Origin of the sequence: uncultured Fibrobacter sp., assembly GCF_900316465.1 — a bacterium.
Lineage (GTDB): Bacteria > Fibrobacterota > Fibrobacteria > Fibrobacterales > Fibrobacteraceae > Fibrobacter.
On sequence record NZ_ONDD01000025.1, the window covers coordinates 1 to 26,304 of the forward strand.

The following is a 26,304-nucleotide window of genomic DNA, read 5'->3' on the forward strand; positions in this document are numbered from 1 at the left end:
CGACTTGACTTCGTATTCACTGTATGTTGACCACACGTCCTTATAGATTTCCTTCGACCGGAGTACCGAATTGTTGCAAAGCCAAATGGATACCGTTTCCGGAAGTTCATAGTACCGGTACCGGCGTTCCTCTTCTGGCAGGCCCATGAAATAGTCAGAACGGTTAAACTCGTACTTGCCGCGCAGTGTGAGGTACGAATTGTAGAGTTGCATACGGTCGAAGAAGAAAGCATGAACCTTGTTTTGCATCTCGATGTTGAGATACCGATTGTCCCTAGTGTGTACCCAGACGTCGAGGCGCGCGGGATCGTTTTCGGGCATAAAGATGTCGATGGGCTTCTCAAATTCGTATTCGAGGTCAACAATTTCATGGTCGCGGTCCAGCTGGAGCAGGCTGTTGAGTACGTCGCGGATTGTGTCCTTGTCGTCCATCAGGATGCGGAATGTCGCTGCGTATTTGGGCAACAGGAATTCCTCGCCATGCTCGTTTGTGACGATGTATTTTTTTGTTGAATGATTGGTATTGTCAGGCATGTGTTTCCTTTCGTGTTAAGTTACGGGCACCCCCTATTACCTAACACGCTTTTTTAGGGCGTTTGAATACCAATTCTTTGTAAAACTTTTGTAAAAACGCAAAAAGTTTGATTGTGGTGCCTGGTTGTGTCAGCCTTGCAAACGACGCTAATTGTCGCATGCTCAATCTATATTCGTGATGTTCCCCTAAAAGGAGTGCGTCATGAACAGATTGGAGAAACTAGAAATATCAAATGTCATCAATGATTTTCGTGCGGCTCTAGAAACTTTGGACCGCTACGACCACCAGCAACTGGAATTCCCGAAGACCGGTGTCGACTACAGCGAAACGAGTGGCCCCATCACCTACGAATTGGCGATGGAAGCGATTGCTGTGCTCAAGGAAAAATTTCGTGACAGCGGAATCTTCGGTGTTGAAAAGGATGCGTCTTTCAAGAGTTCCCTCGGACAAATTTACCAGACCTTCGACGGCAAGGAACTTTATCCGACCGTGCAGATGAAGGCGGCAACACTCCTGTATCTGCTTGTCAAGAACCACTCCTTTGTCGATGGCAACAAACGCATTGCTGCGTTCATTTTCTTGTGGTATATGTCACGCAACGATATCCTTTATCGTGTGGATGGCTCCAAAATCGTAAGTGATGGCGCCCTGGTCGCGCTCACGCTACTCATCGCTGAAAGTAAACCCGAAGAACGTGAAACCATGACCAAACTCATAGTGAACTTGATTATGTAAAAGTAAACGACATTAATTGTCGCCACCGCAACCTATATTCTTAGAAAAAGCGAGGTAATATGACTATCAAGGAATGCTTAAAATCATGTGGTTTAACGCGTGTGGCGAAAGGCGAAATTCTTGATGCAAGAATTGCTGCGGCGCTTGCTGAGCGTCCTCTTTGGGAATTGGTTGAAGAATCGAAGGAAGAACTTGGAGAGGCGTGGGACAAAATCATCGATTCGAGCCCGTATCGTAAACTCAAGTGGAGTTGTAGAAAAGATACTCCGTATGTTCTCGTGTATAACGATGTGGCGGAATTTCGGTCGGACGATGCTGATTGCCCCATGACGAAGGGGACGCTGCAGAAATTTTTTGATGGCTTTAGAAACGATGAATGGAAATTGCTTTCATGGCTCTCGAATATGCCGGAAAGTTGTGTGGAAAAGACCGTCAAGGTTTATCCAAATGGAGTTGTGGAGTATACAGAGGCTAACTCAATAACCGGTTCACTTTGTTTTATGCTGATTCCGCTGAAAGTCTGGCAGAATGCGGAAAATGCTTGAATGTCATTGTACTTGAAAAACGAGGGGTTATGATAAAAAGGCTTCTTAAAATAATTTAAAAGTCACTCCAAAGGAAAATAAAATTGTATGTAGGAGGCTTTTATGAAAGACTCATACTTTACGGATCCGCGAGACGGTGAAACCTACCGCACCGTGAAAATCGGAAATCGGATTTGGTTTGCCGAAAACTTGCGGCATAAATGCGAAGGTGCGCAGGCGTATGCCGGCGGCATGGGGTATTTGTGCTTGAATGGCGAAACGCCTCCTTACGATTGGAACTGCGACCCAAATGTGAAGAAATATGGCTTGTGCTACTACTGGAAATTTGCAGAAGCTGCAGTCCCCAAAGGTTGGCGCTTGCCGAACAATGATGATTGGCGAGACCTGTTTAATGCTGTCGGTGCAAAATGCGAAATGGGCGAGCATGGTGCCGAAACTTACCTCGGGGCGGCACTCGCATTAAAATCTAAAGATGGTTGGGAAGAAGACGAGTTGTTCCCTGTCGGCAAAAGCCTTGATGCGTTCGGCTTTACGGCGTATCCGGCAGGCTGCATGGAGGAATTCGGTTTTTGCGGAGCGCGCGGCAAACATACGCGTTTCTGGAGTTCCGTCGGGCAAAACAAGTGGGCGTATCGCGTTCGCCTAGACAATTGTTACGACGATGCCGTTCTCGACCGCTTTTGGAACGATTTTTCCTGCGCGAATTCAATTCGGTGCGTGAAAGACTGCTAAAAAGGAACTTATTCCAAGTTGGAACGCCCAAAATAACGTTTTTTGAGGGAAAACTATAGTTTTTGTGGGGATTTGTGCTCTTTTGTAGAAAATAGAATATATTTCTTTTTAAAGAAGAAGGAAAAAAATGGATAAAGAACCCGAAGTTTTAGATATGAATGGCGCATCCTCTTTGCAAAAGGGACTCGCCGTTTTCTTTGTCATCATGTCGCTGTTGTACACCGTGTCGCCCATCGACCTGGCGCCCGACGCAATTCCAGTAGTGGGCTGGCTCGATGATGTCGGCTTCCTTGTGACTGCGACAATGAATGCTGTTCAGCAGTTCACAAAGGACCAGAATAGCGCCATGGTGAAAATCCTAAAATACGCCAAATGGTTTATGGTCATCGCCGTCGTAATCGCTGCGCTGTTGCTCGGCGGTTTGATCGCTGCTATTGTGGCGTTGATTATGAAATAGAATCAAATGTTGAACAAATAACAAGGAGAAAAAAATATGGCCTTTTGGTTTATTCCCGTTGCTGTTGGTCTTGGTGTTACGGGCGCGGTAAATCGGTGGAGAAAAACTAAATTGGAGATAGCCGTTCTCGGACCAGAAGCTAGTGGAAAAACAACTCTTATTGAATTGCTCAGTAAGGGAAAAGTTGAGAATAGGCTTTATCGTCAAACTGGCATACAGGAAATCTGCCCTGAATTTGAAGCGTTTTGGACTAAGCCGAATATGTTTTTTTGTACAGATATTACTGTAAATTCTGATTCTCATTGGTGGCAGGAAATCAAAAATCTATTTCCTGATATAGGCAAATTTAAAAATAATGGGCAGGATATTCCTGGAGGGGAAGAAATTGTAAACAACTATGAAAAATTGATGGAGAAAAAAGATTTTGTTTTCTTTCTTATAAATGTGAAAGAATTCTTCGATAAAGAGGATGTTTCTGAAGACGTATTAGCAAGATTGGAATTCTTGAGCAGACATTATGAAAATGATATGTCAAAATTTATTGTGCTGGCAACCCACATAGATAAGGTCGGTAAAACGGAAGAAGAAATAAAGAATGGTATTAGAAACAAAGTAAAAGATAAACCATATTCAAACATTATTGGTAACTTGAAATGCATTAATCTTGTGGGTGATTCGGCAGGCGATGATATCAGAAAATGTTTTGGTGAATACGGAAAGAATTGAGGTACTTATGGAACGAGATTACGAAACATATTTTTGGATTCAAAAGAAAGACCTGAATGGAAAGAACATGGTCATAGTAAATGGGGCGTTTGCGACTTTCGAACAAATGCCCGATGAAGTCCGTGTTTTTCAGCCGAATTCCAGACAACAATATCAAAAACAAATAATCTCACAAACGAAAAAAATAAAAATAAGTTATTATTTATCTCATAGGCCTTTCCCTGCTCAGTCAAATAATTATATGGATGTCCAAACAATCTATATTGACGGCTGTGTCAATGATAAGGATTCTTCTAATCGTAATATTAGTTACAATTTCATTTTCAAGTCGTCAAGAGAAATTGAATCCGATGTGTTGGAAATAGTAGAAAAAGAATTTCTGAAATGCTTAGATATGTCTGGTACCTTGGAGTCATTTGATGTAGATGATTTTCATACTTCTATGCTAAAAGTGGATGTGAAAAAGATAAACAATTGGAAAAGTAACCTTGTAAAAAGGGAATTTGGTTCGTGGTTTAGTAAAAAAAATTGGAAAGAAGGGTGTATTACGGTGGCTTCTATAGTTGCGTCGGCTTTGACGACGACTGCTGTTCGTGAATTAATCAAGAAAAAGGGAATGAAAAAATGATGGACGAAACAAAAAAGATGCTTGTGGTACAAAGCAAAGAAAAAGCAAGAAACTATAAATGGGAGAACGAGTATAAAAATACCAATATGCTTGACATTGATGTTTTGTCCTGCGAATCGGTAAAAAGTAGAAATCTTGTTTTCTCAAATGGACAGGGCTCAGTGCCGCCAATGGAGGGACAAGCCTACATTCAGAATCCCTATAATCCGCAAGAATACATTGAGCAATCCAATCATCTCTTAAAAGATTTTGAAAAAGAACGATTGAATAAGTATTTTGATCTAGCACATAGATTGGGAGCAACCAAAATTAGTTATTCTGGCGGCGAGTCTAGCAAAGAACGAGGTACTAAAAAATATAGCGCGAATAGAGTGCAGACCTTTATGGAGCAAATAGGCTTGGAAGAAGAAAATTATTCTTTTACGCAAAAATTTAAGAAGTTCGAAGGGTATGATCAAAGAGCGTATGAATCGGCGAAATTTTTTGTAAGAGAAAATCATCTTGATCGGGACGCTGATTTCACGTTGTTGCTTTCGGGAAGGGATCCTTCTAAAGGATTGTTGGAAAGTTTGGAGGTGAAATACTCGTTCCGGAAAACTGCATCTAATATATTTACTCTAGCAGCAAATTTTGACGGACTTGCTAAAGCGATTGGAATGACTTCTCCTTTAGCCGTTCTTTTGCCGGCGGGAATAGATGTAAAAATGACAAAAGAAATCTTGGTATCAAAAGAAGTTCATCTGACAATTGACTTTGATTAAGAGACTACATAATAAGTTGTCAATGTCTCAAAAATTCTACTGTAAATATTGCGGAATAGGCTTCCCTTCAGTTTTTGCGTTGGTCAATGCTCGTTGTGTCAAGCAATCGAGTGGTATGAACCATGTGCTGTATGAGGGCTCCGAAAAGTCCAAGTACACTTGCAAATATTGCGGGCTGCAATTCCCAACGATATTTGCCATGGTAAATGCTCGTTGTCTAAAGAGTCCGGCAAAGGGCGGTCACGAACCGGCTCTATAAACAATTGGAGGCGATGTGTCCAATACATCATATGATTCAAAATTCCAATTTATTCCCTTCTATAAAACGCACCCTTATATGATGCCGTTTGTGGGGGATGATTACGAATCTTCGGAACATAAAAAGCTTTTGCTGATAGGCGAAAGTCATTATATGCCCGAAGGCTCTACTGTACACCATGATGTGAATTCGTGGTACGGAAATCCTGTGTTGACGGGTGATGAACAGGATTGGTGTAATACTCGCGGAACCCGCGAGGGCAAAAGTGGACGTTTCGGAAAAGAAATTGATCGTTGCTTGAATTTGGTACTGCCTAGTGATGGCAATGGTTGGCATCAGGTGGCGTTCCTCAATTATTTCTTGCGTCCGGCTGATTGCACAACAGGAATTGATGACTTGTGGAATTCCTATGGTGGCAAGGATGTTGACTGCGAACAGGCTATTCGTAATTTCATCAAGGTGCTTGATATTCTGAAACCAGATTTATTCGTTTTCTTGAGCTCTACGGTGTGCAAACAGGCGGAAGGTTTTGATTATCCGAAGTATTTCGGTGGAAATCTTTGGGATTGGACAAAATCCCACGGAATCGTTGATTATATCTATACGAATCATCCATCTAGTGTCCATTGGAACCAGACCATGTCAAAATATGAAAAGGCTCGTGGTATGACGTCGCGGGACTTCTTCTGCGCATGGCTTAAGGAAAAATGGCTAAGATAGAAGAGAATCTTGTTGTTGAAAGATTGTTTGTGCGCGACGTTAATTGTCGTGCATTTCTTTATATTACAAAAAAGTGCGGTGCTTTATGATTGATGATGAAAAAGGTGATGTCAGCTTGAATATAATCTATGAATTTTTATCAGCGTTAGAAACTTTAGACCCCTGCGATCATCAGTAATTGAATTTCTTACTGATGTGACGAAAAAATATATATTGGCAAAAGGTGAAATTTTTTATTGGGAGAAAATTCATGTTTAGTTCTTCATTTGATTCTGCTTTTAGAACGATACCGTTCTATAAAAATCATGAGTTTATGTTGCCAGCTGTTGGAGTGAACTATGAATCAACGAAACACAAGAAACTCTTGCTTGTTGGAGAAAGCTGTTATATGCCAAAGGCTTCCTTTGTGCATCATAATGTGAATTTGTGGTATGACAATTATTTAAGCCTTGGAGAAAAACTCTCAGACTGTGAATTAAAATGCTGCGATTTACGTGGGGCGCGTAGTGACCCAAGAAATAAATACCGGCAAAAAATTGATAGTGCAATTAAAGAAGTTTTCCCAGACGCATTGGGTGGTGCTTTTGAGGAGATTGCTAGTTATAATTATTTCTTGCGACCGGCTGACAATGACAATAGAAAAACTTTTAGGTGTACAGAAATGGATTGCAGAGAATCAGTACATACATTTTGTAAGCTCATTGAAATATTAAACCCTAATCATGTTGTTTTTACAAGTAAACTTGCGTTTGATCATGCGGAAACAATTGATATTTTTAAATATCTTGGTTGTTATTTGTGGGATTATTTGGCAAAATACAATATAGGCTACTCATTTACATACCACCCTTCTAGTCTTTGGTGGAATCGTATTCGCCACATAAAAACTGGAAGTAGTGATGATTACTTTCGCGGTCTAACGAGTAGGCAGTTCTTTATAGATGAATTGAGAAAGAACTGGTTGACTAAAGACTAATTTGAACTTTTAATGCCTGCGACATCTATTGTCGTGCGCTTCTTTTATATTGCATAGTAGAATCAAGAGGGTTTGCTATGCAATTACATTATCAAAATTCCGCTGAGAATTATTTCGGGAATACGCTGAATCGGTTGGATGGGGAGTCGCCTGCGGCGAAGGCGGAGTTGAGGACTTCTTTTATCGACTTGAAGATTATGGAATACTGGGTGCGTTTTATGCGGGCGTATCCGGATGGTTCCTGTCGCAGTTTTTGCGAGAATTATTTGCCGATCCGTTATTATGGCGAATTTGCGGATCGTGTTTACGAGATTCGCAACCAGGTTGATTTTTCGAGTACTATCAGGACTTCGATTGATGACAAACATTATGGGGTGCGGGAGCTTTTGGAGGCGTATCACGAAACCAGGATTGTTCGCTTTGCTCAGCATTTTTTTGAGATCATGGCTTATTTGGAGCGTGCGAACGATTGCTTGCGACCGATTATCGTACAGATGATTGAGAATTGCGTGAAAGAAAAGCTGGCGAAAGGTTGTTCGCCCGATGATGAAGCATTACAGCGTGTTTTTGAATTAAAGCGTCTTTTCCATTTGTCGGATGAGGCGGTGGAACTGGTGCTTTATTTGTGGCTTCGGAACCATCAGCGACTGTATTTGAGGCTAGAAAACATTCGGGTGAAAGAGGGGGAAACTTTTGACCCGAATGAGCGTGGTGCCTTTAGTCGGATTGCCTTGCTGACGGGGCTTGATGGCACAACGCTTCAGGAACTTTGTTCCAAGGAGAGTCCGCTTCTTAAGTTCCAGCTGATCCAAATGGAAGAATCGTTCCGCAATACGGATTTGAGAATCAAACGCAAGGAATTGTACCTAGCGGACGACGTGAGCAATTATCTGTATGGTTTCTCAGATATGTCGCAGATTATGGATTTCAGACCGGCAGCAAAACCGTGTGTCCCCTATGAGCAGATAGTCAAGACGAATCCGCAGGCGTCTTTTATTTTACAGATGCTGAAATCGCACCAGATGGGCACTCCGCTGAACATTCTTTTTTATGGTCGCGAGGGAACGGGCAAGACGGAACTTGCTAAGGCGATTGCGCAAGAGTTGAATGTTACGCTGCTTTCGGTGGGCATCGGTGAAGAATCGATGAGCGAGGAATCTCTTTTGCAGACTCGCTTGCGCTCGATGCTTTTGGCCGATTGGGAATGTGAGCGGAGTGGCGGCATCATCTTGATGGATGAGGCGGACTTGGTCTTGAATAAGGCAGAAAAGGGTCTGCTGAATATTATTTTCGAGAGCCTGAAAACGCCTGTTATTTGGATTACGAATAATATCGCGATGATTGAAAATAGCACCCGCCGCCGTTTCGATTACTCGCTAGAATTTTTCTCGTTCAGCAAGAGTGAACGCATTGCGATTTGGCAGTCCGTACTGAAAACGCAGCAGGCGGAATCGATGATGCGTAGCGAAGAAATTGAATGTGTCGCTAAGGAAATTCCGGTGATGGCAGGTAGCGCTACTTTGGCAGTTCGGCTTGCGCAGCGGATGCAGTCTCAGGATATGTCGCCTTTAAATGTGGTTCGCGAAGTTGCGTCTTCGCATGCGAAACTTTTGGGTATATCGACTTTGCCACAGGAATCAAGGCCAGATTATAATTTGGATTGCGTCCGTATTTCGAGCGGGGATATTCGGAATGTGGATTATGTCGTGCCGATGCTCAGGAATTTTGATGCTCGTTGGAAGGAGTCAAAGACCTCGGGGCACAGGGAAAACCTGAATATATTCCTGTATGGCCCTCCCGGTACCGGAAAGTCGGCTTTTGCAAAGCATGTCGCGCATGACATTCTAGATCGCGAGATTATCGTGAAACGGGCAAGCGATATTCTGGGGCGCCATGTGGGTGAAAGTGAACATAACGTTAGCGCCATGTTCCGTGAAGCGGAACGGAGTGATGCGATTCTGTTTATCGACGAGGCGGACAGTTTCTTTGAAAATCGTGGCAACGCGAAAAATCATTGGGAAGTGACCCTGGTGAACGAGTTTATTTGCCAGATGGATTCCTTTAACGGAATGCTGATTGCCGCGACAAACTACGAGAATGTCTTGGATTGGGCGATTCGCCGACGCTTTCAGTTGAAGCTGGCGTTCGACTATATGGATTCTCCTCAAATTTCAAAAACTTGGACAGCATTTTTCGGGGGCCATTGCCCCAAGGAAATTCTTCGCTGCGACAATGTGGCGATTAGCGACTTTCAGAATGTGCGTCGCAAGCTAGAATATGTGCCTACTGAGTTACGGACGAAAGAACTCATCTTGCAGAACATGCTCGAAGAAGTTGCCAATAAAGATGACCATCAAGGCCGTAGGCTGGGGTTGTAGAAAAATATACAAACATATTGCTTTTGTAATGTGTTTATACTATATTTAGTAGTTGTATATCGTTTGAGGTCTGTATGGCGACATCAATATTACAAATACGCGTTGATGACAAGTTGAAAGACGAGGTCTCCGACTTGTTTGAAAGTCTAGGAATGGACATTCCTACGGCCGTTCGCATTTTTTTCAAACGTGCGGTAATTGAAAGAGGGTTGCCGTTTAAGGTGTCCGAACATCCTACGATGAGTGAATCTTCTGGACTTATGTCGGCATTACGGGCGCTCAATGATGATGCATTGAAAAACGGCTCTGCAGGGATGAGCGAAGAAGAAATTGAAGAGGAAATTAAAGCGGCAAGAGCGGAGAGAAAAAAACGTGTATTGCGCAGTCGTTGATACGAATATATTGGTCTCAGCCGCCCTTGCGACAGATCGTCTGCAATCGGTTCCTTATGCGGTTTTTCAAGGTATTTCAAAACACCTTTTTACGCCGATTGTTGATGAAAATATTGTTGAAGAATATTGTGAAGTGATGAGCCGTTCTAAATTCAGGTGGAATGTTTCATACGGTCAACGCTTTGTGGATGAAATTTTAAAATACGCTATAAATGAGCCTGTCGCGCCGACGGACTTTACTTTGCCAGATGTTGATGACAGAATCTTTTATGATGTAGCTTTTGCTCATCGTGATAAAAATGCTTATATCGTTACGGGTAATATAAAGCATTTTCCTAACGTTCCTTTTACGATAAGTGCTCGAAATTTTCTGGATTTGATAAATCCCGTTCAATCGCAAATGTTTGTAAATGATGTCTCGGTTTCTTATTCCGCATCCACTCTTATGTCCGCGTTACAAGCCTTGAATGAAGATGCTTTGAAAAACGGCTCTGCAGGCATGAGCGAAGAAGAGATTGAAGAGGAAATTAAAGCGGCAAGAGCGGAGAGGAAATAGGAAGTCCAATAAAACGATATTTTCCACGATGCCCATTTTCACTAAGTACATCCAGAACGAAGAACATTACTCCGAAGTGATTTCACGAATCATGTCGGTCCGCAATAACTTGTGGATTGGTACTGCCGATATCAAGGATGTGTATGTGAAACAGGATGGTGATGCCATTCCGTTGCTGGGGCAACTTGCTACACTTTTGAAACGCGGCGTGGGCGTGCGTTTGATTCATGCGAAGGAGCCTGGCCCGAATTTTCGCGAGGACTTTGACCGCTTTCCGATTCTGGTGACGGATTTGGAGCGCGTGATGTGCCCGCGAGTGCATTTCAAGATGATGATTTTTGATCTTGAAACGGCTTACATCGGGTCCGCGAATTTGACGGGTGCGGGAATCGGCATGAAAAGCTCTCTACGCCGTAACTTCGAGGCGGGAATCCTCACGAATGACCCTGCGCTTGTCGAACCTGCTATAGAACAGTTCGATACGTTGTGGATGGGCTCGCATTGCAAAAAATGTGGTCGCCAAGAATTCTGCGGCGACAGGATTAAGTAGACTTCCTTTCGTACAGTTTCACCAAGTCTTTAGCGCTATCGAGTACCATTTGGCGGAGCTTAGCGGGCTTTAGCACTTCGGCAATGGAGCCGTAGTACATGACCCATTGCTTGAGCAGGCCGTTCACGGCGACTTTCATGGTCACGTGGATGTCGCCACAATCCAGTTCCTTGATTTTCATGCTGGGGTGGTAGGGACGTTCTTGCAGAAAGTTCTTGGCGTATCCCGGGAAATAGATGACGACTTTTTCTTCTTGTTGGTCTTGGTCGCCGGACAGCAGCGTACCGGTGCGGATTCGTTTACGGAGAATGTCGACAACTTTCGGATCTTCGACGAATTGTTCGCGCAAGAGCTTTACGGATTGAATGCGGCGGAGCTTGAGGGCATATGTTTTGTCAGGGTGGTGCTGCGATACGCAGCCGATGTAGATTTCGCCCTGATTGATGGCGACCATCAGCGGAATGCGTGGCTTGTTGGTGATGGCACCCCAGTTGTCGGTGTAGGTGATTTGTACTTTCTGTTTTTTGCGAATGGCGTCAAGGATGACTGGCAGGTTTTTGCCGACGTTTTCGTCAACGCTCGGGGGCGTTCCCATGAACAGAATACGCCCGTTCAGTTCCTTCGCGTAATGGGCCAGGGTGGATTGTTCGCGTGCAGGCAAATCTTGTGTGATTCGTTTGGTTAGGTCTTCGATGAGGTTCGAGGTCGCGGGGTAGATGTTCGCGATGCGCTGCAGGAACATGAAGTGCAGTAGCGTGTCGCCAAATTCCGGGAATATGAGCTTGTTTGCGCGTTCAAGTGCCACCTGGTAATAGGTCTTGCCGCTTTCGACAGAGCGCTTGATGTAACCGCCCTCGATTTCGGAGAGTGCGTGCATGTCACGCTGCACGCTCCGCAGGTCTTCTTCGCGAATGTCTAAATGCCGCATGATGTCGGCGACGCTGTAACGGTTGTTGTAGTGCGCCATCATGTAGACGAAAATTCGTATCATTCGTTCGCCGCGAGCCTGATCTGCCATAAAGCCTCCTGCAAAATGCAATCCCCGCGAGGCGGGGAGTATTTTTTAATATACAAAAGGTAGACGACAATAGTTGTCGTCTTTTGGTGCAAAAGTAGTTCGTTTGCCGAAGCATGGAGGCTGCTTGGCCTTTGCTAAGGAATCAGAAAAATTCTAAATTTGGCCCTGTCATGTTTTTTAGGAAACATTTGGGGCTTATTTTTGGATTTGGAGTGGCGGTTATTGCGCTTGCCATGGTCTACCTATCTACTCGTCCGCTTATCCCGTTGGTCGTTCGGGAACAGATCGAAGCCGATATTGAAAAATGTGGCGGGCAACTGAAAGAGACTCGCTGTGCGGTAAGCGGTGTAGACGACTGGATTTTCTTGCAGGAAAGTCTTGTCAACCTGGTGGTGGACTGGAAAGAAAACTTGAATTCTTTTGTAGCCTTCAATGATTCGCTGGAAGCGCGCGGTATCAAGTTGGTGGTCGTGCCTGTTCCAGACAAGCTACAAATCGAGGCGGAACATTATTCGGAAAAATTGTCGGGAGGAATAGTCGCTCCGCAATATGAAGAATGGGTGGATGCATTGCAAGACGAAGGCGTTGTCGTTGTCGATGCGGTAGAGGAGTTTCTTGAAAAGAACGAAGAAACGCCCATGTTCGAGGCGTACGAAAGCCATTATACAAGTGCCGGTCGGCAGGTTCTTGCCCAGATGATTGCCGATACCATCAACGAGATGAACTTGGATATTCCGAGAGAAGAATGGTTCCTGCGCGACACGATTGTTCCCGGCACCGGAAATCTTTATCACTTGAAGTACAATTCTTACCCTGATTACGATGTGCGCGTGTTAAAGACCGTGGATGCGGAAGGAAAACGCTACCGTGGGTCCAAAGACGCTCCCATTGTGATAATCGGCGACAGCAATGCCGATTTTGGCTGGAACAGCTCTTCCAATATAGGCGCCTACATTGCGCAGGCGACTGGGATAGAGACGTTTACGCGTAGCCGTATTGGTGGCGGAAACTATGGTCCGACCTTGTTCAAGGACCGTTCAGAATTCCTGGAAGGGAAAAAGATGGTGGTCTGGGTGTTTGATGGCCGTGAACTTTACGGCGATTTCAGCATGCCAGAATTCTAGTTTCGGAATTTTTATTCCAGCATAATTGTGAACGGGCCGTCGTTCGTGAGACTCACCTGCATGTCGGCACCGAATTTCCCTGTCTGTACGACGGGGATTTCTTTTTTGCATTCAGCGATAATGTATTCGTAAAGCTCGTTTGCAAGTGCCGGGTTGCCGGCTCCGTTGAAGGTCGGTCGGTTGCCTTTGTTGCAGTTGGCGTAAAGCGTGAACTGCGAGACGAGCAAGAGCTCGCCGCCCACATCCTTGATGGAAAGATTCGTCTTGCCGTTTTCGTCGGCAAAGATGCGCAGCGCAAGCATCTTGCGGATAAGCCTGTCGGCTATTTCCTTGGTGTCGTCTTCGCCCACGCCGATTAAAATCATGTAGCCCTTGCCGATTTTCCCGACAGTTTCGCCTGCGATATCCACCTGGGCGTTCAATACTCGCTGAATCAAGAATTTCATATTACTCCGCGCTAGCCAATGCCTTCTTGTAGATGTCCTGCATCACGAGGCCCGCAATCATGAATCCAAAAATAGCGGTGGAGTGCGACATGGTGCCGTTGATTTGCGCCTTGCTGCTGCACCATTCGTGATCGACCAGGTTTGCATTCTGGAGTTCGGCTTCGCTCCTTTCGTGGCGCACCTTGGGGCACATGCAGGCGTCCGTTCCGCAAGAGGAATTCTTGCCGCGGTTTTTCAGGAGTTCGTCGCTGTAGACGCATAGCACTTTTTTCTTGAGAGCCATTTTCTTTTTCTTGAACTTGTCGCGCAGGGCGCGGGCGAGCGGGCAACCGGCGACTTTCCAGAATTCGGCGACCTTGATTCGTGTGGGGTCCATCTTGAGGGCTGCCCCCATCGAAGAGAAAACGGTTGCCTTGGTGCGTGTGGCGTGCCATAGCAGCTGCATCTTGTTTTCGAGACTGTCGATGGCGTCGATGATGTAGTCGAAGGTGTCTAGCTGGAACTTCTCGGTATTCGCTTCTTCGTAGATGTCTTGGAGTGCTACGATGTTGGCGTGCGGGTTGATTTCGAGTAGGCGATTTTTCAGCACGTCCACCTTGACTTGCCCCACGGTTTTCGTGGTGGCCATCAGTTGGCGGTTCACGTTGGTGACGCACACGCGGTCTGAATCAACGAGTACGAGTTCCTTGATGCCGGAACGCACCAGGCTTTCGGCGCACCAGCTGCCGACTCCGCCGAGACCGAAGATGATGACGCGCTTCTGGTAGATGTCGCCCATCACGTCGTCTCCGAGCAGGAGCGATGTGCGGTTAAAGATGCCTTTCTCGATTCCCATACGAGTCCCGGTTAGCCGAAGAGTCGGAGGACGCGCTTGATGCCTGCGATAAAACGGTCGATGTCGCGCTTCAGGGTGTACGCGCCAAAACTGAGTCGAAGCGTGGCGTCGACGCCGAAGCGGTCCATGACAGGTTGGGCGCAGTGGTGCCCGCTGCGGACGGCTACATTCTCTTCGTCGAGAATCATGGCGGCGTCGCTTACGGCGATGCCGTCGAGTGTAATACTGATGAGAGCGCCGCGTTCCTTCGGGTTGCCGAGAACTTTCACCTGCGGAATCTGGGCGAGTTGTTCCAGCGCATACTGCGTAATTTCTTCTTCGTGCTTGCGGATGTTCTCGATGCCTACGGTGTTAATCCATTCAATGGCCTTGCCGAGCCCGATGACTTCGGCAATCATGGGCGTTCCAGCCTCAAAGCGGGCGGGAACGTCGGCGTATGTCGTCTTTTCGAAGGTCACGTTCTTGATCATTTCGCCACCGCCGTGCCAGGGGGGCATGCTGTCGAGAACTTCGTACTTGCCATAGAGTACGCCTACGCCGGTAGGGCCGTACATCTTGTGTCCGCTGAAGGCGAGGAAATCGCAGTCGAGCTTCTGCACGTCGATCTTGATGTGGCTAGAACTCTGGGCGGCGTCAATCAAAATTTTGGCTTGCGGGGCGAGCTTGCGGACGGTCGCGATAATTTCTGCAATGGGGTTCACGGTACCGACGGAATTGCTCACGTGGGCGACAGCCACCATCTTGGTACGCGCATTCAACAGCCCGGGAAGCTTGCTCAGGTCTAAATCGCCGCTGTCCAAAACGGGAATCACCTTGATCTTGGCGCCCTTCATTTCGGCGACAATTTGCCAGCTCACGATGTTGGCGTGATGCTCAAGTCCGCTAATCAGAATTTCGTCGCCGGCTTCGAAGAACTTGCGACCATAACTCCACGCCACTAGATTGATGCTTTCGGTGGTGCCGCGGGTGAATACGATTTCGTCTTCGGTTTTGGCGTTGATGAACTTGGCCACGTTCTTGCGGGTGGCTTCAAATGCTTCGGTAGTGCGAGCGCTCAGGCGGTATACGCCGCGTTTTACGGAACTGTAGTGCTCGCGGTAAAAGTCGTTCATTACGTCGATGACGCAGTCGGGCTTTTGCGTGGTGGCCGTGCTGTCCAAGAAGGCGAGCGGCTTTGCGTCCTTATCGCCTGCGACGAGCATCGGAAATTCGTTGCGGATTTTTTCAGCATCAATCATGCGCCCAAATATAGAAAATGCAAAAAGGAATTTTCTGTACCGGGCTATATGTTTGTTTTATGACTGGCTATAAACCGCTAATCACTGTCTACTTCTTACTGCCTACTTCTTACTTTTTCTATATTTGTTGCGGAATTTTTTGTGAGGGTTAAAATGAAAATTCTTAGAGGTGTGTTATTTTTGGGAGTTCTTGCTTTGGGCGCTACAACTACATTTGCCCAGCCGGAACTTCGCGATGCTATTGATAATGGCGATATTGCAACAGCCCAGAAGATTGTGAAGAAGGGCGCTGCCGAAGAAATCTATTGTGGCAAGCTTTCGCCTACCGATGCGGTCAAGGTTTACGAAAAAATCTTCAAGGCCATGCCTTACGAATCGTTCTCGAATTGCCAATCGCAATTCTCTTACGGTTACGGCACCAAGGTTTGCGCCAACGCCAAGGCCATGGATGCATGTACCGAAGTGATTTCATTCTTGCTCCTGGAAGGCGAATCGGGCAACACGAAGGCTCTTGAAACTTTGGAATCGGTGGCTAAGGTTGCCCTGAAGACGAAGGGCTATTCCAAGCCGGTCAAGGTTGACGCCGACACAAGCATTTGGGTACCTTGCCCCAAAAAGAAGGGCGAAGCCCGTGACAAGTGCATTGAAGAATGCTATGAAAAGGCTGGCAGCCTACGCGACACCATTCGCGAAGCCGCTTGCGCTACCAAGCCGGAACACTTTGTCGATACGACTATCAAGGTGACGGTTCCTTCTCCGCTTTACGAAAAGCTCCGCAAGGGCTTGCTCGAAGGCTACTGGAAGACTCCGAAGAGCGCTGCTGAAAAGTATTCGAAGATTATGCAGGCCTCTGCCAAGGCTCTCTCGATTCCGGATACGGCGATCATTAACCTGGCTTACGTAGACCGCTGGGCCGACAAGCACAAGGCCGACTCTACGGCTCTCCCGGGTGGCGAACTCTTCCGTTTCTGCACGTCTTGGCAGCCGGCGGTGGACTCTATCTTGGGTGCCAAGGAATTTGAAACCCGTTGCCCGGTGTTCGAATCGTTCGTGGACAATCGCGATGGCCAGACTTACAGGGTTAAGGAAATCAATGGCACGCGCTGGTTTGTGCAGAACTTGAACTTTGCCATCGAAGAAAATTCCATGTGCTATGACCGCGAAGAAGAAAACTGCGCTACTTATGGTCGTCTGTATACGCAAGAAGCTGCTTTGACGGCTTGCCCCGAAGGCACTCGTCTTGCAACCGATGACGATTGGAAAATGCTTGAAATTTATGCCGGTGGTGCAAATGAAGCGGCAGTCCGCCTGCGTAGCAATGGCTCTGATGATTATGCCTTTACGGCCATGTTCGGTGGCTATGCTAACAAGAACGGCATCTCGGTGATTCAGGGCGAAGGTGCTTATTTCTGGACGAGCAAGGATGTGGGTGACGGTCGCGGTATTGCACGCTCCATGTTCAACACCGACAAAGAAGTGTCTGCTATTCCGGTTGACAAAAAGTTCTGGCTCTCTGTGCGCTGCGTCGTGAATGCGGCTCCTGCAGAAGAATCCGCTCCCGCTGCCGCCGAGTAACTAGCAATGTCTTTTAAGCCGACCTGCGACCGCGATTCTTGGGTAAAGCGTCAAGCCTTGATGAACAAGGTGCGTCGCTTCTTTGAAGGTCGCGGAGTGCTTGAAGTGGAAACGCCGACGCTTTCGAATGCGGGCGGTACCGATCCTCAGCTAGACTACTTTGAAGTCGAGGGCGAGCATTTCATGATGACGAGCCCCGAGTTCCACATGAAGCGCTTGCTTGCGGCAGGTTTCGGTGATATCTTCCAGATTACAAAGTCTTTTCGCAAAGATGAATTCGGTGCCCACCATAACAATGAATTCAGCATGGTGGAGTGGTACCGCGTCGGCATGCCGCAAGAAAAGTTGATGGACGAAGTCGAGGCGCTCGTTTCTGAAATTATAGGCAAACCGATTAACGCTCGCCGCACGCGCTGGATTGATGCGTTCAAGAATTATGCGGGCGTGAATCCGCTGACGGCTTCGGGCGAAGAATTTGCCGCAGCCTGTACGGTCCGCGATATCCCGCTCCCGGCCGATGGCACGACCATGTCCCGCGAAGACTGGTGGGATTACCTGATGGTGTTTGCGGTGGAACCCGAGCTAGCCAAGAACGGTCCCGAGTTCATTCTGGATTACCCGCAGTCGCAAGCGGCTCTCGCGCAAACGTATGTGGGCGAAGACGGCTACACTTGGGCTCGTCGATTCGAACTGTTCGTAGACCAGGTGGAACTTTGCAACGGCTACACGGAACTTACCGATGCTGCGGAACAGCGCAGGCGCTTTGCTGCGGATCTTGAAATCCGTCGCGGCATGAACAAGCCGCAACCGCCGATTGACGAAAACTTCTTGGCGGCGCTTGAATCGGGAATGCCCGCCTGCTCTGGCGTGGCGCTAGGTCTAGACCGATTGTTTATGTTAGCAATGGGAAAGTCCGAAATCAAGGACGTAATTCTTTTCCCGAGCCCTATTGCTTAAGGGCTTTTTCAATTAACTTTCGCATCTGATTCTCGTCGAAGTCGCCGACGTTGATTTTCACGATGCTGTCCTGTGGGTTCACAAGGTAGGTCACGGGAATGACGCCCGGGTTGCCGAGTGCATTCATCATGTCGTAATTCCAATGGAATGTTGTCCACTTGATGCCTGCGGCCTTGTTGTATTTTGCTCCGATTTTAGGCGAGTCGTCTTCGTTCACCATCAAAATCTTGAAACCTCTGTCGGCAAATTCTTCGTCAAGTTTCTTGAGGTGGGGGAGCTCGGCGCGACAGCCGGGGCACCACGAGGCGGTGAGTGCGATTAGGGTGACCGTCCCTTTTTCGGCTTGATAAGTTGAAAGACTTCCGTCAAGAAGTTTCCCTTTGAAATCGGTGATTTTGGTGGGTGCTGCCTGAAAGTGTTCCTGCCCGCATGCAGAAAACAGGAATGCCGTTGCCAAAAGCAGCGTGCAAACCGCAGAAAAAACACCTCGTGAGGAGGTTATTTTACGCCCAAGTTCCATTCTAGAATAATAAAATAGCGTTTTTTTGAAAAAATGTGCGTTTTTGATGAAAAAATTGGCCTTTTTTAAGTTATATTCTTAAGCATGGCATACAATATTCAAGATCTTCTTTCTGAAATGGTCCAGCGTGGCGCTTCTGACTTGCATATTACGGCAGGTGCGCCCCCTCTCATTCGACTTTCCGGCAAGCTCACGCCTATTGGCGAAGACAAGCTGAAACCGGACGAAACCATGCGCATGACCTATAGCTTGATGAACGAAGGCCAAAAGAAGACGTTCGAACAGCAGAAGGAATGCGACTTTTCTTTCGGTATTGCAAACCTCGCTCGTTTCCGTGCGAACGCTTATTTGCAGCGCGGTTGCGTGGCTTTGGCCTTGCGTATTATTCCGCTTGAAATCAAGACCTTTAAGGATCTCGGCCTCCCGAAAATTATGGCCGAATTCACGACCCGTCCGTCTGGCCTTGTGTTGGTGACGGGTGCTACCGGTTCCGGTAAGTCTACGACCTTGGCTGCCATGATTGACAAGATCAACAAGGAACGTCACGACCACATTCTGACGGTGGAAGACCCGATTGAATTCTTGCACAAGCATCAGGGTTGTATGATCAACCAGCGCGAAGTCGGTAGCGATACCAATAGCTTTGCCCAGGCGCTTAAGATGGCGCTTCGTCAGGACCCTGACGTGGTGCTTATCGGCGAAATGCGTGACCTTGAAACGATCCGTGCCGCCCTTACCATTGCAGAAACGGGTCACTTGGCTTTTGCAACCTTGCATACCAACTCTTGCGTGCAGACCATTAACCGTGTGGTTGACGCGTTCCCGAAGGGTGAACAGCAGACCGTGCGTACGCAGCTTTCGTTCGTGCTGCAGGGCGTGATATGCCAGACCCTTATGCCGCGCATTGGCGGTGGCCGCGTGATGGCTTACGAAGTCATGAACGTGACTCCGGGTATTCGTGCCCTGATTCGCGATGACAAGGTGCACCAGATTGAATCGATGATTGAAATCGGTCAGAAGTTCGGTATGAACACCATGAACATGTGCTTGTGCGAACTGGTGAAGAACCATAAGGTTGACCGTTTCGACGCGCTTGCCCGTTCTCCGAGTCCGGACCAGCTGGAACAGTTGTTTGTGAAAGAAGGTGTGTAGCTTATGGCAGAATTCCTTTATAAGGCAACCAATAGCCAGGGTAACAATTTCGAAGGTACCCTGGAGGCTAAGGATAAGGCTGAAGCCGAAGCGCTCTTGATGCGCAGACGCCTCATCATTGTAAGCCTCAAGAAAAAGCCGACTGAAATCAAGATCAAGATCGGTTCGGGTATTAAGCCTGCAGAAATTGCCCGCTTTACCCGTATGTTCTCTTCGATGAGCTCTGCAGGTCTTCCGATGTTGCAGTGCTTGAACATTCTTGAAACACAGTGCGAAAACCCGGAACTCAAGGCTGTGGTCCACAAGATTACGCAGTCGATTAACGGTGGTTCTTCGTTGGCTGATGCCTTGGCCCAGCACCCGAAAGTGTTCAGTACCTTGTATACGAACATGGTGGCTGCAGGTGAAGCGGGCGGTATCTTGGATGGTATCTTGGCCCGTTTGGCAGAAACTCTTGAAAACAACGAACGTCTAAAACGCAAAGTGAAAAAGGCTTTGACTTACCCGGTGATGCTTATTATCGTGGGTATCTTGGTGGTGATTGCACTTATGACCTTCGTGGTGCCGACGTTTGCTGAACAGTTCGCGGCATTGGATGCAGAACTGCCGGCTCCGACACTTGCGGTGATGGGTATTTCTGACTTTATCCGCGATAATGGTGCGTTCCTATTTATTGGTGCAATTCTCTTGGGAGTTGGCTTCAAGGTGGCCATGCGTGTGCCTGCGGCCAAGTTTGCCTGGGACGGATTTATGCTGAAGGTGCCCAAGCTAGGTGACCTTCAGATTAAATCAACAACGGCTGGTTTCTCGAGAACGCTTGGTACTTTGTTGAATGCCGGTGTGTCCATCATGGATTCCTTGAAAGTGGTTGCCTCGACAGTGACGAACAAAGTGGTTGAAAAGGGTATTAATAAGATTGCAATCGGTATTGCCGGTGGTAAGAGTATTGCCGATCCGATGCAAGATACAGGACTTTTCCCGCCCATGGTGATTCAGATGACTGGCGTGGGTGAAAAAACAGGTAACCTGGGCGGCATGCTTTTGAAATTGGCAGACTTCTACGATGAAGAAGTGGACGCTGCAGTGGATTCCGTGGTGGGCATGATGGAACCTTTGATCATCGTGTTCCTTGGTGGCGCTGTCGGTGGCCTTCTAATTGCAATGTATATGCCGATGTTCTCCATGAGCGATAACGTCAAAGGATAAAATTTCGCTTGTAAACTTCGCGATAGTTCGTCACAACTTCGCTCACGTACGATTTTGTACGCTACGCGAAGTTGATTCCTGCTCTCGCTCGTTTCCAAGCAAAATTTTGTTTAAGGTTTCTTCGCAGGTCTTTCGACAAAATCTCGTATTTGAAAAAAGGCGGACTTTGGTCCGTCGTTTTTTTGTTATAGATCTTTCGTTCAGAAGCGAGCGAGGTCCTAATCTATATCTTGAAACGGAAACAAGTTTCTGACAAGATATGATTACGACATCCTTCGACGAACAATGGGCGAAGCCCATTTCCCGCGCTAAAAGCGCGGAGTCTCAGTAACAAAGAACGATTTGGTATAGCGTACTTTCGTACGTGAGCCAAATCGTGATGCAGTATTGCGATGCTTATGGACGGAAGATTAGATTCCTAAAATCTTCTTGGCGTTTGCCACGCGCTCCGCGGTGGGAGATTTGACGTCTTTTAGCACGTAGTCGATGCCGAGTTCTTGGTACTTGGCGAGGGCCAGGGCGTGGTAGGGGAGGACTTCGACTTTTTCCACATTGTGGAGTGTGTCGATGAATTCGCGAGTCTTGATGAGAAGTTCGTCGTTGTCGCTCATGCCAGGCACAAGTACGTGGCGGATCCAGATGGGCTTGTGGATTTCGTCGAGGTAGCGGAACATGTCGATGATGTTCTTGTTGTCGTGTCCGGTGAGCTTTTTGTGCTCTGCTGGATCGATGTTCTTGATGTCGACGAGCAGCAAATCTGTTGCGGCCATGAGGCGCTTGAATTTGCCGAAGTAGGGCTCGTTACGAACAAAGTTTACACCCGAGGTATCAATGCAGGTATGCACGCCTGCGGCTTTTGCGGCTTCAAAGAATTCAATGAGAAAGTCCATTTGCGAGAGTGGCTCGCCGCCGCTCACGGTAATGCCGCCGTCTTTGCCCCAGTAGCTCTGGTAGCGCAAAGCCTTCTTTAAAAGATCTTGTGCGGATATATCGTATGCTCCGGCTTTGTCGCCTTTGAAGTCCCACGTTTCTGGGTTGTGACAGAACTGGCAACGCATGGGGCAGCCTTGCACGAATACGACAAAACGCACTCCGGGTCCGTCTACCGAGCCAAAGGTCTCTAATTTATTGATTCGTCCGAGCATGAAATAAATTTAGAATTTGAAATGGGCTGTTTTCTTGAAATTTGGCGTATTTTTACCATATTTGCTAAATACTGTTGATACAGTTGTGCCTGATTTGTGCTTCGCGTCCTACCACGGGTCGTTTAGCGAAGGTATATTTAAAAACAAGAAACGAGGTTTACTATGAAAACGAAATTCCTTCTCCCGATTATCGCCCTTGGCCTGCTCGCAGCTTGCGGCGATGAAAGCAGTTCTCATACTCCTGTAGCATCTGATCCGTCCGCTGTGGTGGACCCGACTCAGAATCCGACTCAGACTGATCCGGCGACAACTCCGACTGACCCTGCTCAGACGACCGATCCGGCCCAGACTCAGACAGACCCTGCTCAGACCCCGACTGATCCGGCTACGACTCCGACGGATCCTGCAACGGATCCCACTGTGACTGACCCGACCGTGACTGACCCGACGACTCCGACCGATCCGGCCACGGACCCGGTTGTGACGGACCCGACTTCTCAGGCTGGCGGTTGCAAGAACATTGTTCGTACGAATATCGTTGCTCCGGCAATGCCGTCCGAACCCAGCGCATCCGGTACTTTCAGCTACTACGGTGCTGAAGTTTCTGGTACGGACCAGTTCAAGTATGGCCGTTTCGAAGCTTGCATGAAGATGGTTTCGATTCCGGGTTCCGTGAGCTCCATGTTCCTTTACTACGATGATTCCTGGAAGAAGGAAGAAGAACCGTGGAACGAAATTGATATTGAAGTTCTCGGCAAGGGCGGTACGATGTGGCAGTCCAACATCATTACCCGCGAAGGCGATCCCTCCATCAAGAACAACACGTCTTCTGAAAGCAAGCCGCTCCATGACTTTGGCTTCGATGCAACTGAAGGCTTCCACCTGTTCGCTATCGTTTGGACTCCGGAATATGTTTCTTGGGAAATCGACAGCGTTGAAGTTCGCCGTGACTCCATTGGCATTACCCGCGGTACTCACGCCGATGCAGACCAGGTTGCCTTCTTGACCGAAGATCAGTCCTTGCGCTTTAACCTGTGGGCATCGAAGAGTGCTGGATGGGTTGGCAAGTTCACTGGCGATGAACTCGCCGATGGTCCGCAGGTGCAGTGGATTGACTACGTCCGTGTGTACTCCTACGACGAAGCTTCCAAGACCTTTACTCAGACCTGGCAGGATGACTTCGATGGCGATGATCTCTCTGACCATTGGACCGCAGGTAACTGGGAAATGGAAAAGGTTATGCTCTCTCGCGACAACGTGATCGTCGAAAATGGCTACTGCAAGATGCTCATGACCCGCGTTGCGGACTAATCTAGAGCCCTAGCGACAATAAACATTTTTTTGTTCTCCTCCATAAATGAAAACGTCCCGGATAAAAATCCGGGGCGTTTTTATATAAAATAAAAACCCGCTCCAAGTGGAGCGGGCTTTAAAGCTTTAACGCGGTCTGTTACAACTCTGTGAGCAACAAAGCCCCGGTTATTAAACCGGGGCGGTTGCGAGAGTGAGCGCCGGTCCAGCACCTGATTGCCGGATTCTAGCGCGAACGGTCTGTTACAGCACGCCGTGGCAAGTACGGCTGATCACGTCGTCCTGCTGTTCCTTCGTGAGCGAGAGGAACTTGACAGCGTAGCCGGAAACGCGGATGGTGAAGTTCGCGTATTCGGGCTTTTCCGGATGTGCCTGAGCGTCGAGCAACTTTTCAACACCGAACACGTTCACGTTCAGGTGGTGTGCGCCCTGGGCGAAGTAACCGTCCATGACGGTGACGAGCTTCTGGGCGCGTTCGTCGTCGCTGTGGCCGAGAGCGTTCGGGCTGATGGTCTGCGTGTTGCTGATGCCGTCAAGAGCGTATTCGTACGGGAGCTTGGCGACAGAGTTGAGCGAGGCCAAGAGACCGTTCTTTTCGGCTCCGTAGCTCGGGTTTGCACCGGGAGCGAACGGGGCGTGAGCCGGACGACCGTCGGGGAGAGCGCCCGTGGCCTTGCCGTAAACAACGTTACTGGTAATGGTAAGAATCGACGTGGTCGGTTCGGCACCGCGGTAGGTGTGGTGCTTCTTGATTTTTGCGATGAATTCCTTGAGGAGCCAGACTGCGATTTCGTCGGCGCGGTCGTCGTCGTTGCCGTACTTCGGGAAGTCGCCTTCGATCTTGAAGTCCTTCACGAGACCGTTTTCGCCGCGAACGACAGAAACCTTGGCGTACTTGATGGCGCAGAGGCTGTCGACCACGTGGCTGAAGCCTGCGATACCCGTTGCAAACGTGCGGCGCACGTCGGTATCGATAAGGGCGAGTTCAGCAGCTTCGTAGTAGTACTTGTCGTGCATGTAGTGGATCAGGTTCAGCGTGTTCACGTAGATACCTGCGAGCCATTCAAGCATGATGTCGTACTTGTGCATCACTTCGTCGTAGTTCAGCACGTCGCCGGTGATCGGAGCGAGTTCCGGACCAATCTGCATGCCGGGCACGAGGCCGGCTTCTTCATCCTTACCGCCGTTGATAGCGTAGAGGAGAGCCTTGGCGAGGTTTGCACGAGCGCCGAAGAACTGCATTTCCTTACCGGTCTGCGTTGCGGACACGCAGCAGCAAATGCTGTAGTCGTCACCCCATACCGGGCGCATCACGTCGTCGTTTTCATACTGGATCGAGCTGGTCGTCACAGAAATAAAGGCGGCGTATTCCTTGAAGTTTTCAGGGAGGCGCTTGGTGTAGAGAACGGTGAGGTTGGGTTCCGGAGACGGGCCCATGTTTTCGAGAGTGTGCAAGAAACGGAAGTCGTTCTTGGTGACCATCGGGCGGCCATCCTGGCCCATACCGCCGACTTCGAGGGTGGCCCACACCGGGTCACCGCTGAAGAGCTGGTTGTAAGATTCAATACGTGCGAACTTGACCATGCGGAACTTCATGACCATGTGGTCCACGAGTTCCTGGGCTTCGCTTTCAGTGAGCGTGCCGTTCTTGAGATCGCGTTCGATATAAATGTCGAGGAAGGTCGAAATACGGCCAACGCTCATGGCGGCACCGTTCTGCGTCTTGATGGCAGAGAGGTAACCGAAGTAGAGCCACTGGAAGGCTTCGCGGGCGTTCGTTGCCGGCTTCGAAATGTCGAAACCGTAGCTCTGGGCCATCACCTTCATGGCCTTAAGGGCCTTAATCTGTTCGGCGACTTCTTCGCGGAGGCGAATCACGTCGTCGGTCATGGTGCCGTCACCCACGTGGGCGAGGTCGTTCTGCTTCTGCTGGATGATGTAGTCGATACCGTAAAGGGCTACGCGGCGGTAGTCACCCACGATACGGCCACGACCGTAAGTGTCCGGAAGACCGGTCAGCAAGTGAGCCTTGCGCACGGCACGAATTTCCGGAGTGTAGCAGTCGAACACAGCCTGGTTGTGGGTTTTGTGGTAGTCGGTAAAGATCTTGTGGAGGTCTGCGCTCGGCTTGTAGCCGTACTGCAGGCAAGATTCTTCGGCCATCTTGATGCCGCCAAACGGCATGAAGGCGCGCTTCAGCGGCTTGTCGGTCTGGAGACCCACGACCTTTTCCAAGTCCTTGAGGCTTTCGTTGATGTAGCCGGGCTTGTGGCTCGTGATGCTCGAAACGATATCGGTGTCCATATCGAGCACGCCGCCCTTCTTGCGTTCTTCGGCCTGCAGCTTCTGGAGTTCACCCCAGAGCTTTTCGGTGGCGTCTGTCGGGCCTGCCAAAAATTCCTTGCCGCCTTCGTATGCGGTGTAGTTGCGTTGAATAAAGTCGCGTACGTTAATCTCTTCTTGCCAACGTCCGCCCTCAAAGCCTTTCCATGCTTCGCTCATGATTTTCCTTCTTTGCTCGGCTGGCCAACGCCATAAATTCAGACAGCCGAGTCTTTCTTTTTGTTGATTTTTGTTTGAACCCCAATATAGAAAATAAGGGGGTATGCCCAAAGGGATTATTTGGACTATATTTTGCTTTCTTGACGCACTTCTTTACAGATTATGTTTTTTGTAAAAGACCTAATCCTTCGCCTATCAAGGAGTTAGGAACTGCCTTTCGGGGCGTTACGGGGTGTCCCCGTTAGAAGGGGTAGCGCATGCCCGTAGGGCAGAAGCGAGGGGGAGACTTACCCCTTACAGACCGTTCGGCTCTTATGTAGACATG

General features: G+C 48.3%; 27 protein-coding genes. 19 read left to right on the top strand and 8 right to left on the bottom strand.

The features are described from left to right. Positions 1-534, bottom strand: a 534-nt coding sequence (locus QZN53_RS10060) for a PD-(D/E)XK nuclease family transposase (RefSeq protein WP_205428139.1), incomplete at its 3' end; no start/stop codon positions are given. A 202-nt stretch (positions 535-736) separates the two neighbouring features. Here QZN53_RS10060 and QZN53_RS10065 point away from each other — a divergent pair. The 13 genes from QZN53_RS10065 (at position 737) to QZN53_RS10125 (ending at position 10,950) form a co-directional block, all read left to right on the top strand. Next, positions 737-1,270, top strand: coding sequence for a Fic family protein (locus QZN53_RS10065; protein WP_163438834.1), 534 nt, complete (start codon positions 737-739; stop codon positions 1,268-1,270). 59 nt (positions 1,271-1,329) lie between these two features. Then, positions 1,330-1,815 (top strand): hypothetical protein, encoded by a 486-nt coding sequence (locus QZN53_RS10070; protein WP_163438835.1) that lies wholly within the window; start codon positions 1,330-1,332, stop codon positions 1,813-1,815. A gap of 102 nt (positions 1,816-1,917) precedes the next feature. Further along, positions 1,918-2,547, top strand: coding sequence for an FISUMP domain-containing protein (locus QZN53_RS10075; protein WP_163438836.1), 630 nt, complete (start codon positions 1,918-1,920; stop codon positions 2,545-2,547). A 127-nt stretch (positions 2,548-2,674) separates the two neighbouring features. After that, positions 2,675-3,004, top strand: a complete 330-nt coding sequence (locus QZN53_RS10080) for a DUF1232 domain-containing protein (protein WP_163438837.1) — start codon at positions 2,675-2,677, stop codon at positions 3,002-3,004. Between the two features lie 36 nt (positions 3,005-3,040). After that, complete coding sequence (locus QZN53_RS10085; RefSeq protein WP_163438838.1) at positions 3,041-3,730, top strand: hypothetical protein; 690 nt, start codon at positions 3,041-3,043, stop codon at positions 3,728-3,730. 7 nt (positions 3,731-3,737) lie between these two features. After that, a complete protein-coding gene (locus QZN53_RS10090) occupies positions 3,738-4,358 on the top strand; it encodes a hypothetical protein (RefSeq protein ID WP_163438839.1) in 621 nt (206 codons plus the stop codon). After that, entirely contained in the window at positions 4,355-5,119 is a 765-nt protein-coding gene (locus QZN53_RS10095; protein ID WP_163438840.1) for a hypothetical protein, read from the top strand. The genes QZN53_RS10090 and QZN53_RS10095 overlap by 4 nt, the downstream gene beginning before the upstream one ends. Before the next feature lie 274 nt (positions 5,120-5,393). After that, positions 5,394-6,098: a hypothetical protein gene (locus tag QZN53_RS10100; protein WP_163438841.1), complete on the top strand. Its 705-nt coding sequence runs from the start codon at positions 5,394-5,396 to the stop codon at positions 6,096-6,098. Positions 6,099-6,348: 250 nt separating this feature from the next. Next, entirely contained in the window at positions 6,349-7,074 is a 726-nt protein-coding gene (locus QZN53_RS10105; RefSeq protein WP_163438842.1) for a hypothetical protein, read from the top strand. Between the two features lie 77 nt (positions 7,075-7,151). Continuing rightward, a complete protein-coding gene (locus QZN53_RS10110; protein WP_163438843.1) occupies positions 7,152-9,452 on the top strand; it encodes an AAA family ATPase in 2,301 nt (766 codons plus the stop codon). Positions 9,453-9,526: 74 nt separating this feature from the next. Beyond that, positions 9,527-9,844, top strand: a complete 318-nt coding sequence (locus tag QZN53_RS10115) for a type II toxin-antitoxin system RelB/DinJ family antitoxin (RefSeq protein ID WP_163438844.1) — start codon at positions 9,527-9,529, stop codon at positions 9,842-9,844. Next, positions 9,825-10,400 carry a putative toxin-antitoxin system toxin component, PIN family gene (locus tag QZN53_RS10120; protein ID WP_163438845.1) on the top strand — a complete coding sequence of 192 codons (576 nt, stop codon included), beginning with the start codon at positions 9,825-9,827 and terminating at the stop codon, positions 10,398-10,400. The genes QZN53_RS10115 and QZN53_RS10120 overlap by 20 nt, the downstream gene beginning before the upstream one ends. A 28-nt stretch (positions 10,401-10,428) precedes the next feature. After that, positions 10,429-10,950 carry a phospholipase D-like domain-containing protein gene (locus tag QZN53_RS10125; protein WP_163438846.1) on the top strand — a complete coding sequence of 174 codons (522 nt, stop codon included), beginning with the start codon at positions 10,429-10,431 and terminating at the stop codon, positions 10,948-10,950. Here QZN53_RS10125 and QZN53_RS10130 read toward each other — a convergent pair. Next, complete coding sequence (locus tag QZN53_RS10130; protein WP_163438847.1) at positions 10,943-11,968, bottom strand: WYL domain-containing protein; 1,026 nt, start codon at positions 11,966-11,968, stop codon at positions 10,943-10,945. The genes QZN53_RS10125 and QZN53_RS10130 overlap by 8 nt on opposite strands. 212 nt (positions 11,969-12,180) lie before the next feature. Here QZN53_RS10130 and QZN53_RS10135 point away from each other — a divergent pair, with 212 nt between their 5' ends. Further along, on the top strand, positions 12,181-13,092 hold the full coding sequence (locus QZN53_RS10135) for a hypothetical protein (protein WP_163438848.1): 912 nt from the start codon (positions 12,181-12,183) through the stop codon (positions 13,090-13,092). Positions 13,093-13,103: 11 nt separating this feature from the next. On the opposite strand, the gene dtd is transcribed toward QZN53_RS10135, so the two are convergent. Genes dtd through QZN53_RS10150 form a run of 3 tightly spaced genes read right to left on the bottom strand, consistent with a single transcriptional unit; the run spans position 13,104 to position 15,611 of the window. Continuing rightward, positions 13,104-13,538, bottom strand: a complete 435-nt coding sequence (dtd, locus tag QZN53_RS10140) for a D-aminoacyl-tRNA deacylase (protein ID WP_163438849.1) — start codon at positions 13,536-13,538, stop codon at positions 13,104-13,106. 1 nt (position 13,539) lies between these two features. Beyond that, a complete protein-coding gene (locus tag QZN53_RS10145; protein ID WP_163438850.1) occupies positions 13,540-14,373 on the bottom strand; it encodes a ThiF family adenylyltransferase in 834 nt (277 codons plus the stop codon). 11 nt (positions 14,374-14,384) lie between these two features. After that, the gene (locus tag QZN53_RS10150; protein ID WP_294652873.1) at positions 14,385-15,611 is read right to left on the bottom strand and encodes a SufS family cysteine desulfurase; all 1,227 of its coding nucleotides are present in this window, start codon (positions 15,609-15,611) and stop codon (positions 14,385-14,387) included. 153 nt (positions 15,612-15,764) lie between these two features. Between QZN53_RS10150 and QZN53_RS10155 the strand changes: the two genes are divergently transcribed. Together QZN53_RS10155 and epmA are read left to right on the top strand one after the other, a co-directional pair. After that, positions 15,765-17,186 carry an FISUMP domain-containing protein gene (locus tag QZN53_RS10155; protein ID WP_163438851.1) on the top strand — a complete coding sequence of 474 codons (1,422 nt, stop codon included), beginning with the start codon at positions 15,765-15,767 and terminating at the stop codon, positions 17,184-17,186. Positions 17,187-17,192: 6 nt separating this feature from the next. Then, entirely contained in the window at positions 17,193-18,143 is a 951-nt protein-coding gene (epmA, locus tag QZN53_RS10160; RefSeq protein WP_163438852.1) for an EF-P lysine aminoacylase EpmA, read from the top strand. Here epmA and QZN53_RS10165 read toward each other — a convergent pair. Next, a complete protein-coding gene (locus QZN53_RS10165) occupies positions 18,133-18,663 on the bottom strand; it encodes a TlpA disulfide reductase family protein (RefSeq protein WP_163438853.1) in 531 nt (176 codons plus the stop codon). The genes epmA and QZN53_RS10165 overlap by 11 nt on opposite strands. An 84-nt stretch (positions 18,664-18,747) precedes the next feature. Here QZN53_RS10165 and QZN53_RS10170 point away from each other — a divergent pair, with 84 nt between their 5' ends. Together QZN53_RS10170 and QZN53_RS10175 are read left to right on the top strand one after the other, a co-directional pair. Further along, positions 18,748-19,815, top strand: a complete 1,068-nt coding sequence (locus QZN53_RS10170) for a type IV pilus twitching motility protein PilT (RefSeq protein ID WP_072799795.1) — start codon at positions 18,748-18,750, stop codon at positions 19,813-19,815. A 3-nt stretch (positions 19,816-19,818) separates the two neighbouring features. Continuing rightward, positions 19,819-21,021 (top strand): type II secretion system F family protein, encoded by a 1,203-nt coding sequence (locus tag QZN53_RS10175; protein ID WP_163438854.1) that lies wholly within the window; start codon positions 19,819-19,821, stop codon positions 21,019-21,021. 410 nt (positions 21,022-21,431) lie between these two features. Here QZN53_RS10175 and pflA read toward each other — a convergent pair whose 3' ends face one another. Then, positions 21,432-22,166, bottom strand: a complete 735-nt coding sequence (pflA, locus tag QZN53_RS10180) for a pyruvate formate-lyase-activating protein (protein WP_163438855.1) — start codon at positions 22,164-22,166, stop codon at positions 21,432-21,434. A gap of 162 nt (positions 22,167-22,328) precedes the next feature. Between pflA and QZN53_RS10185 the strand changes: the two genes are divergently transcribed. Beyond that, positions 22,329-23,477, top strand: coding sequence for a family 16 glycosylhydrolase (locus QZN53_RS10185; protein ID WP_163438856.1), 1,149 nt, complete (start codon positions 22,329-22,331; stop codon positions 23,475-23,477). 243 nt (positions 23,478-23,720) lie between these two features. Here the strand turns inward: QZN53_RS10185 and pflB are convergent, their stop codons facing one another. After that, a complete protein-coding gene (gene pflB / locus QZN53_RS10190; protein ID WP_163438857.1) occupies positions 23,721-25,979 on the bottom strand; it encodes a formate C-acetyltransferase in 2,259 nt (752 codons plus the stop codon). Between the last annotated feature and the right edge of the window lie 325 nt (positions 25,980-26,304).

Bases quoted from the DNA above. Each gene is read 5' to 3' on its own strand.
- QZN53_RS10065 (WP_163438834.1), top strand. From the start codon at position 737: ATGAACAGATTGGAGAAACTAGAAATATCAAATGTCATCAATGATTTT.
- QZN53_RS10070 (WP_163438835.1), top strand. From the start codon at position 1,330: ATGACTATCAAGGAATGCTTAAAATCATGTGGTTTAACGCGTGTGGCG.
- QZN53_RS10075 (WP_163438836.1), top strand. From the start codon at position 1,918: ATGAAAGACTCATACTTTACGGATCCGCGAGACGGTGAAACCTACCGC.
- QZN53_RS10080 (WP_163438837.1), top strand. From the start codon at position 2,675: ATGGATAAAGAACCCGAAGTTTTAGATATGAATGGCGCATCCTCTTTG.
- QZN53_RS10085 (WP_163438838.1), top strand. From the start codon at position 3,041: ATGGCCTTTTGGTTTATTCCCGTTGCTGTTGGTCTTGGTGTTACGGGC.
- QZN53_RS10090 (WP_163438839.1), top strand. From the start codon at position 3,738: ATGGAACGAGATTACGAAACATATTTTTGGATTCAAAAGAAAGACCTG.
- QZN53_RS10095 (WP_163438840.1), top strand. From the start codon at position 4,355: ATGATGGACGAAACAAAAAAGATGCTTGTGGTACAAAGCAAAGAAAAA.
- QZN53_RS10105 (WP_163438842.1), top strand. From the start codon at position 6,349: ATGTTTAGTTCTTCATTTGATTCTGCTTTTAGAACGATACCGTTCTAT.
- QZN53_RS10110 (WP_163438843.1), top strand. From the start codon at position 7,152: ATGCAATTACATTATCAAAATTCCGCTGAGAATTATTTCGGGAATACG.
- QZN53_RS10115 (WP_163438844.1), top strand. From the start codon at position 9,527: ATGGCGACATCAATATTACAAATACGCGTTGATGACAAGTTGAAAGAC.
- QZN53_RS10125 (WP_163438846.1), top strand. From the start codon at position 10,429: ATGCCCATTTTCACTAAGTACATCCAGAACGAAGAACATTACTCCGAA.
- QZN53_RS10130 (WP_163438847.1), bottom strand. From the start codon at position 11,968: ATGGCAGATCAGGCTCGCGGCGAACGAATGATACGAATTTTCGTCTAC.
- dtd (WP_163438849.1), bottom strand. From the start codon at position 13,538: ATGAAATTCTTGATTCAGCGAGTATTGAACGCCCAGGTGGATATCGCA.
- QZN53_RS10145 (WP_163438850.1), bottom strand. From the start codon at position 14,373: ATGGGAATCGAGAAAGGCATCTTTAACCGCACATCGCTCCTGCTCGGA.
- QZN53_RS10150 (WP_294652873.1), bottom strand. From the start codon at position 15,611: ATGATTGATGCTGAAAAAATCCGCAACGAATTTCCGATGCTCGTCGCA.
- QZN53_RS10155 (WP_163438851.1), top strand. From the start codon at position 15,765: ATGAAAATTCTTAGAGGTGTGTTATTTTTGGGAGTTCTTGCTTTGGGC.
- epmA (WP_163438852.1), top strand. From the start codon at position 17,193: ATGTCTTTTAAGCCGACCTGCGACCGCGATTCTTGGGTAAAGCGTCAA.
- QZN53_RS10165 (WP_163438853.1), bottom strand. From the start codon at position 18,663: ATGGAACTTGGGCGTAAAATAACCTCCTCACGAGGTGTTTTTTCTGCG.
- QZN53_RS10170 (WP_072799795.1), top strand. From the start codon at position 18,748: ATGGCATACAATATTCAAGATCTTCTTTCTGAAATGGTCCAGCGTGGC.
- QZN53_RS10175 (WP_163438854.1), top strand. From the start codon at position 19,819: ATGGCAGAATTCCTTTATAAGGCAACCAATAGCCAGGGTAACAATTTC.
- pflA (WP_163438855.1), bottom strand. From the start codon at position 22,166: ATGCTCGGACGAATCAATAAATTAGAGACCTTTGGCTCGGTAGACGGA.
- QZN53_RS10185 (WP_163438856.1), top strand. From the start codon at position 22,329: ATGAAAACGAAATTCCTTCTCCCGATTATCGCCCTTGGCCTGCTCGCA.
- pflB (WP_163438857.1), bottom strand. From the start codon at position 25,979: ATGAGCGAAGCATGGAAAGGCTTTGAGGGCGGACGTTGGCAAGAAGAG.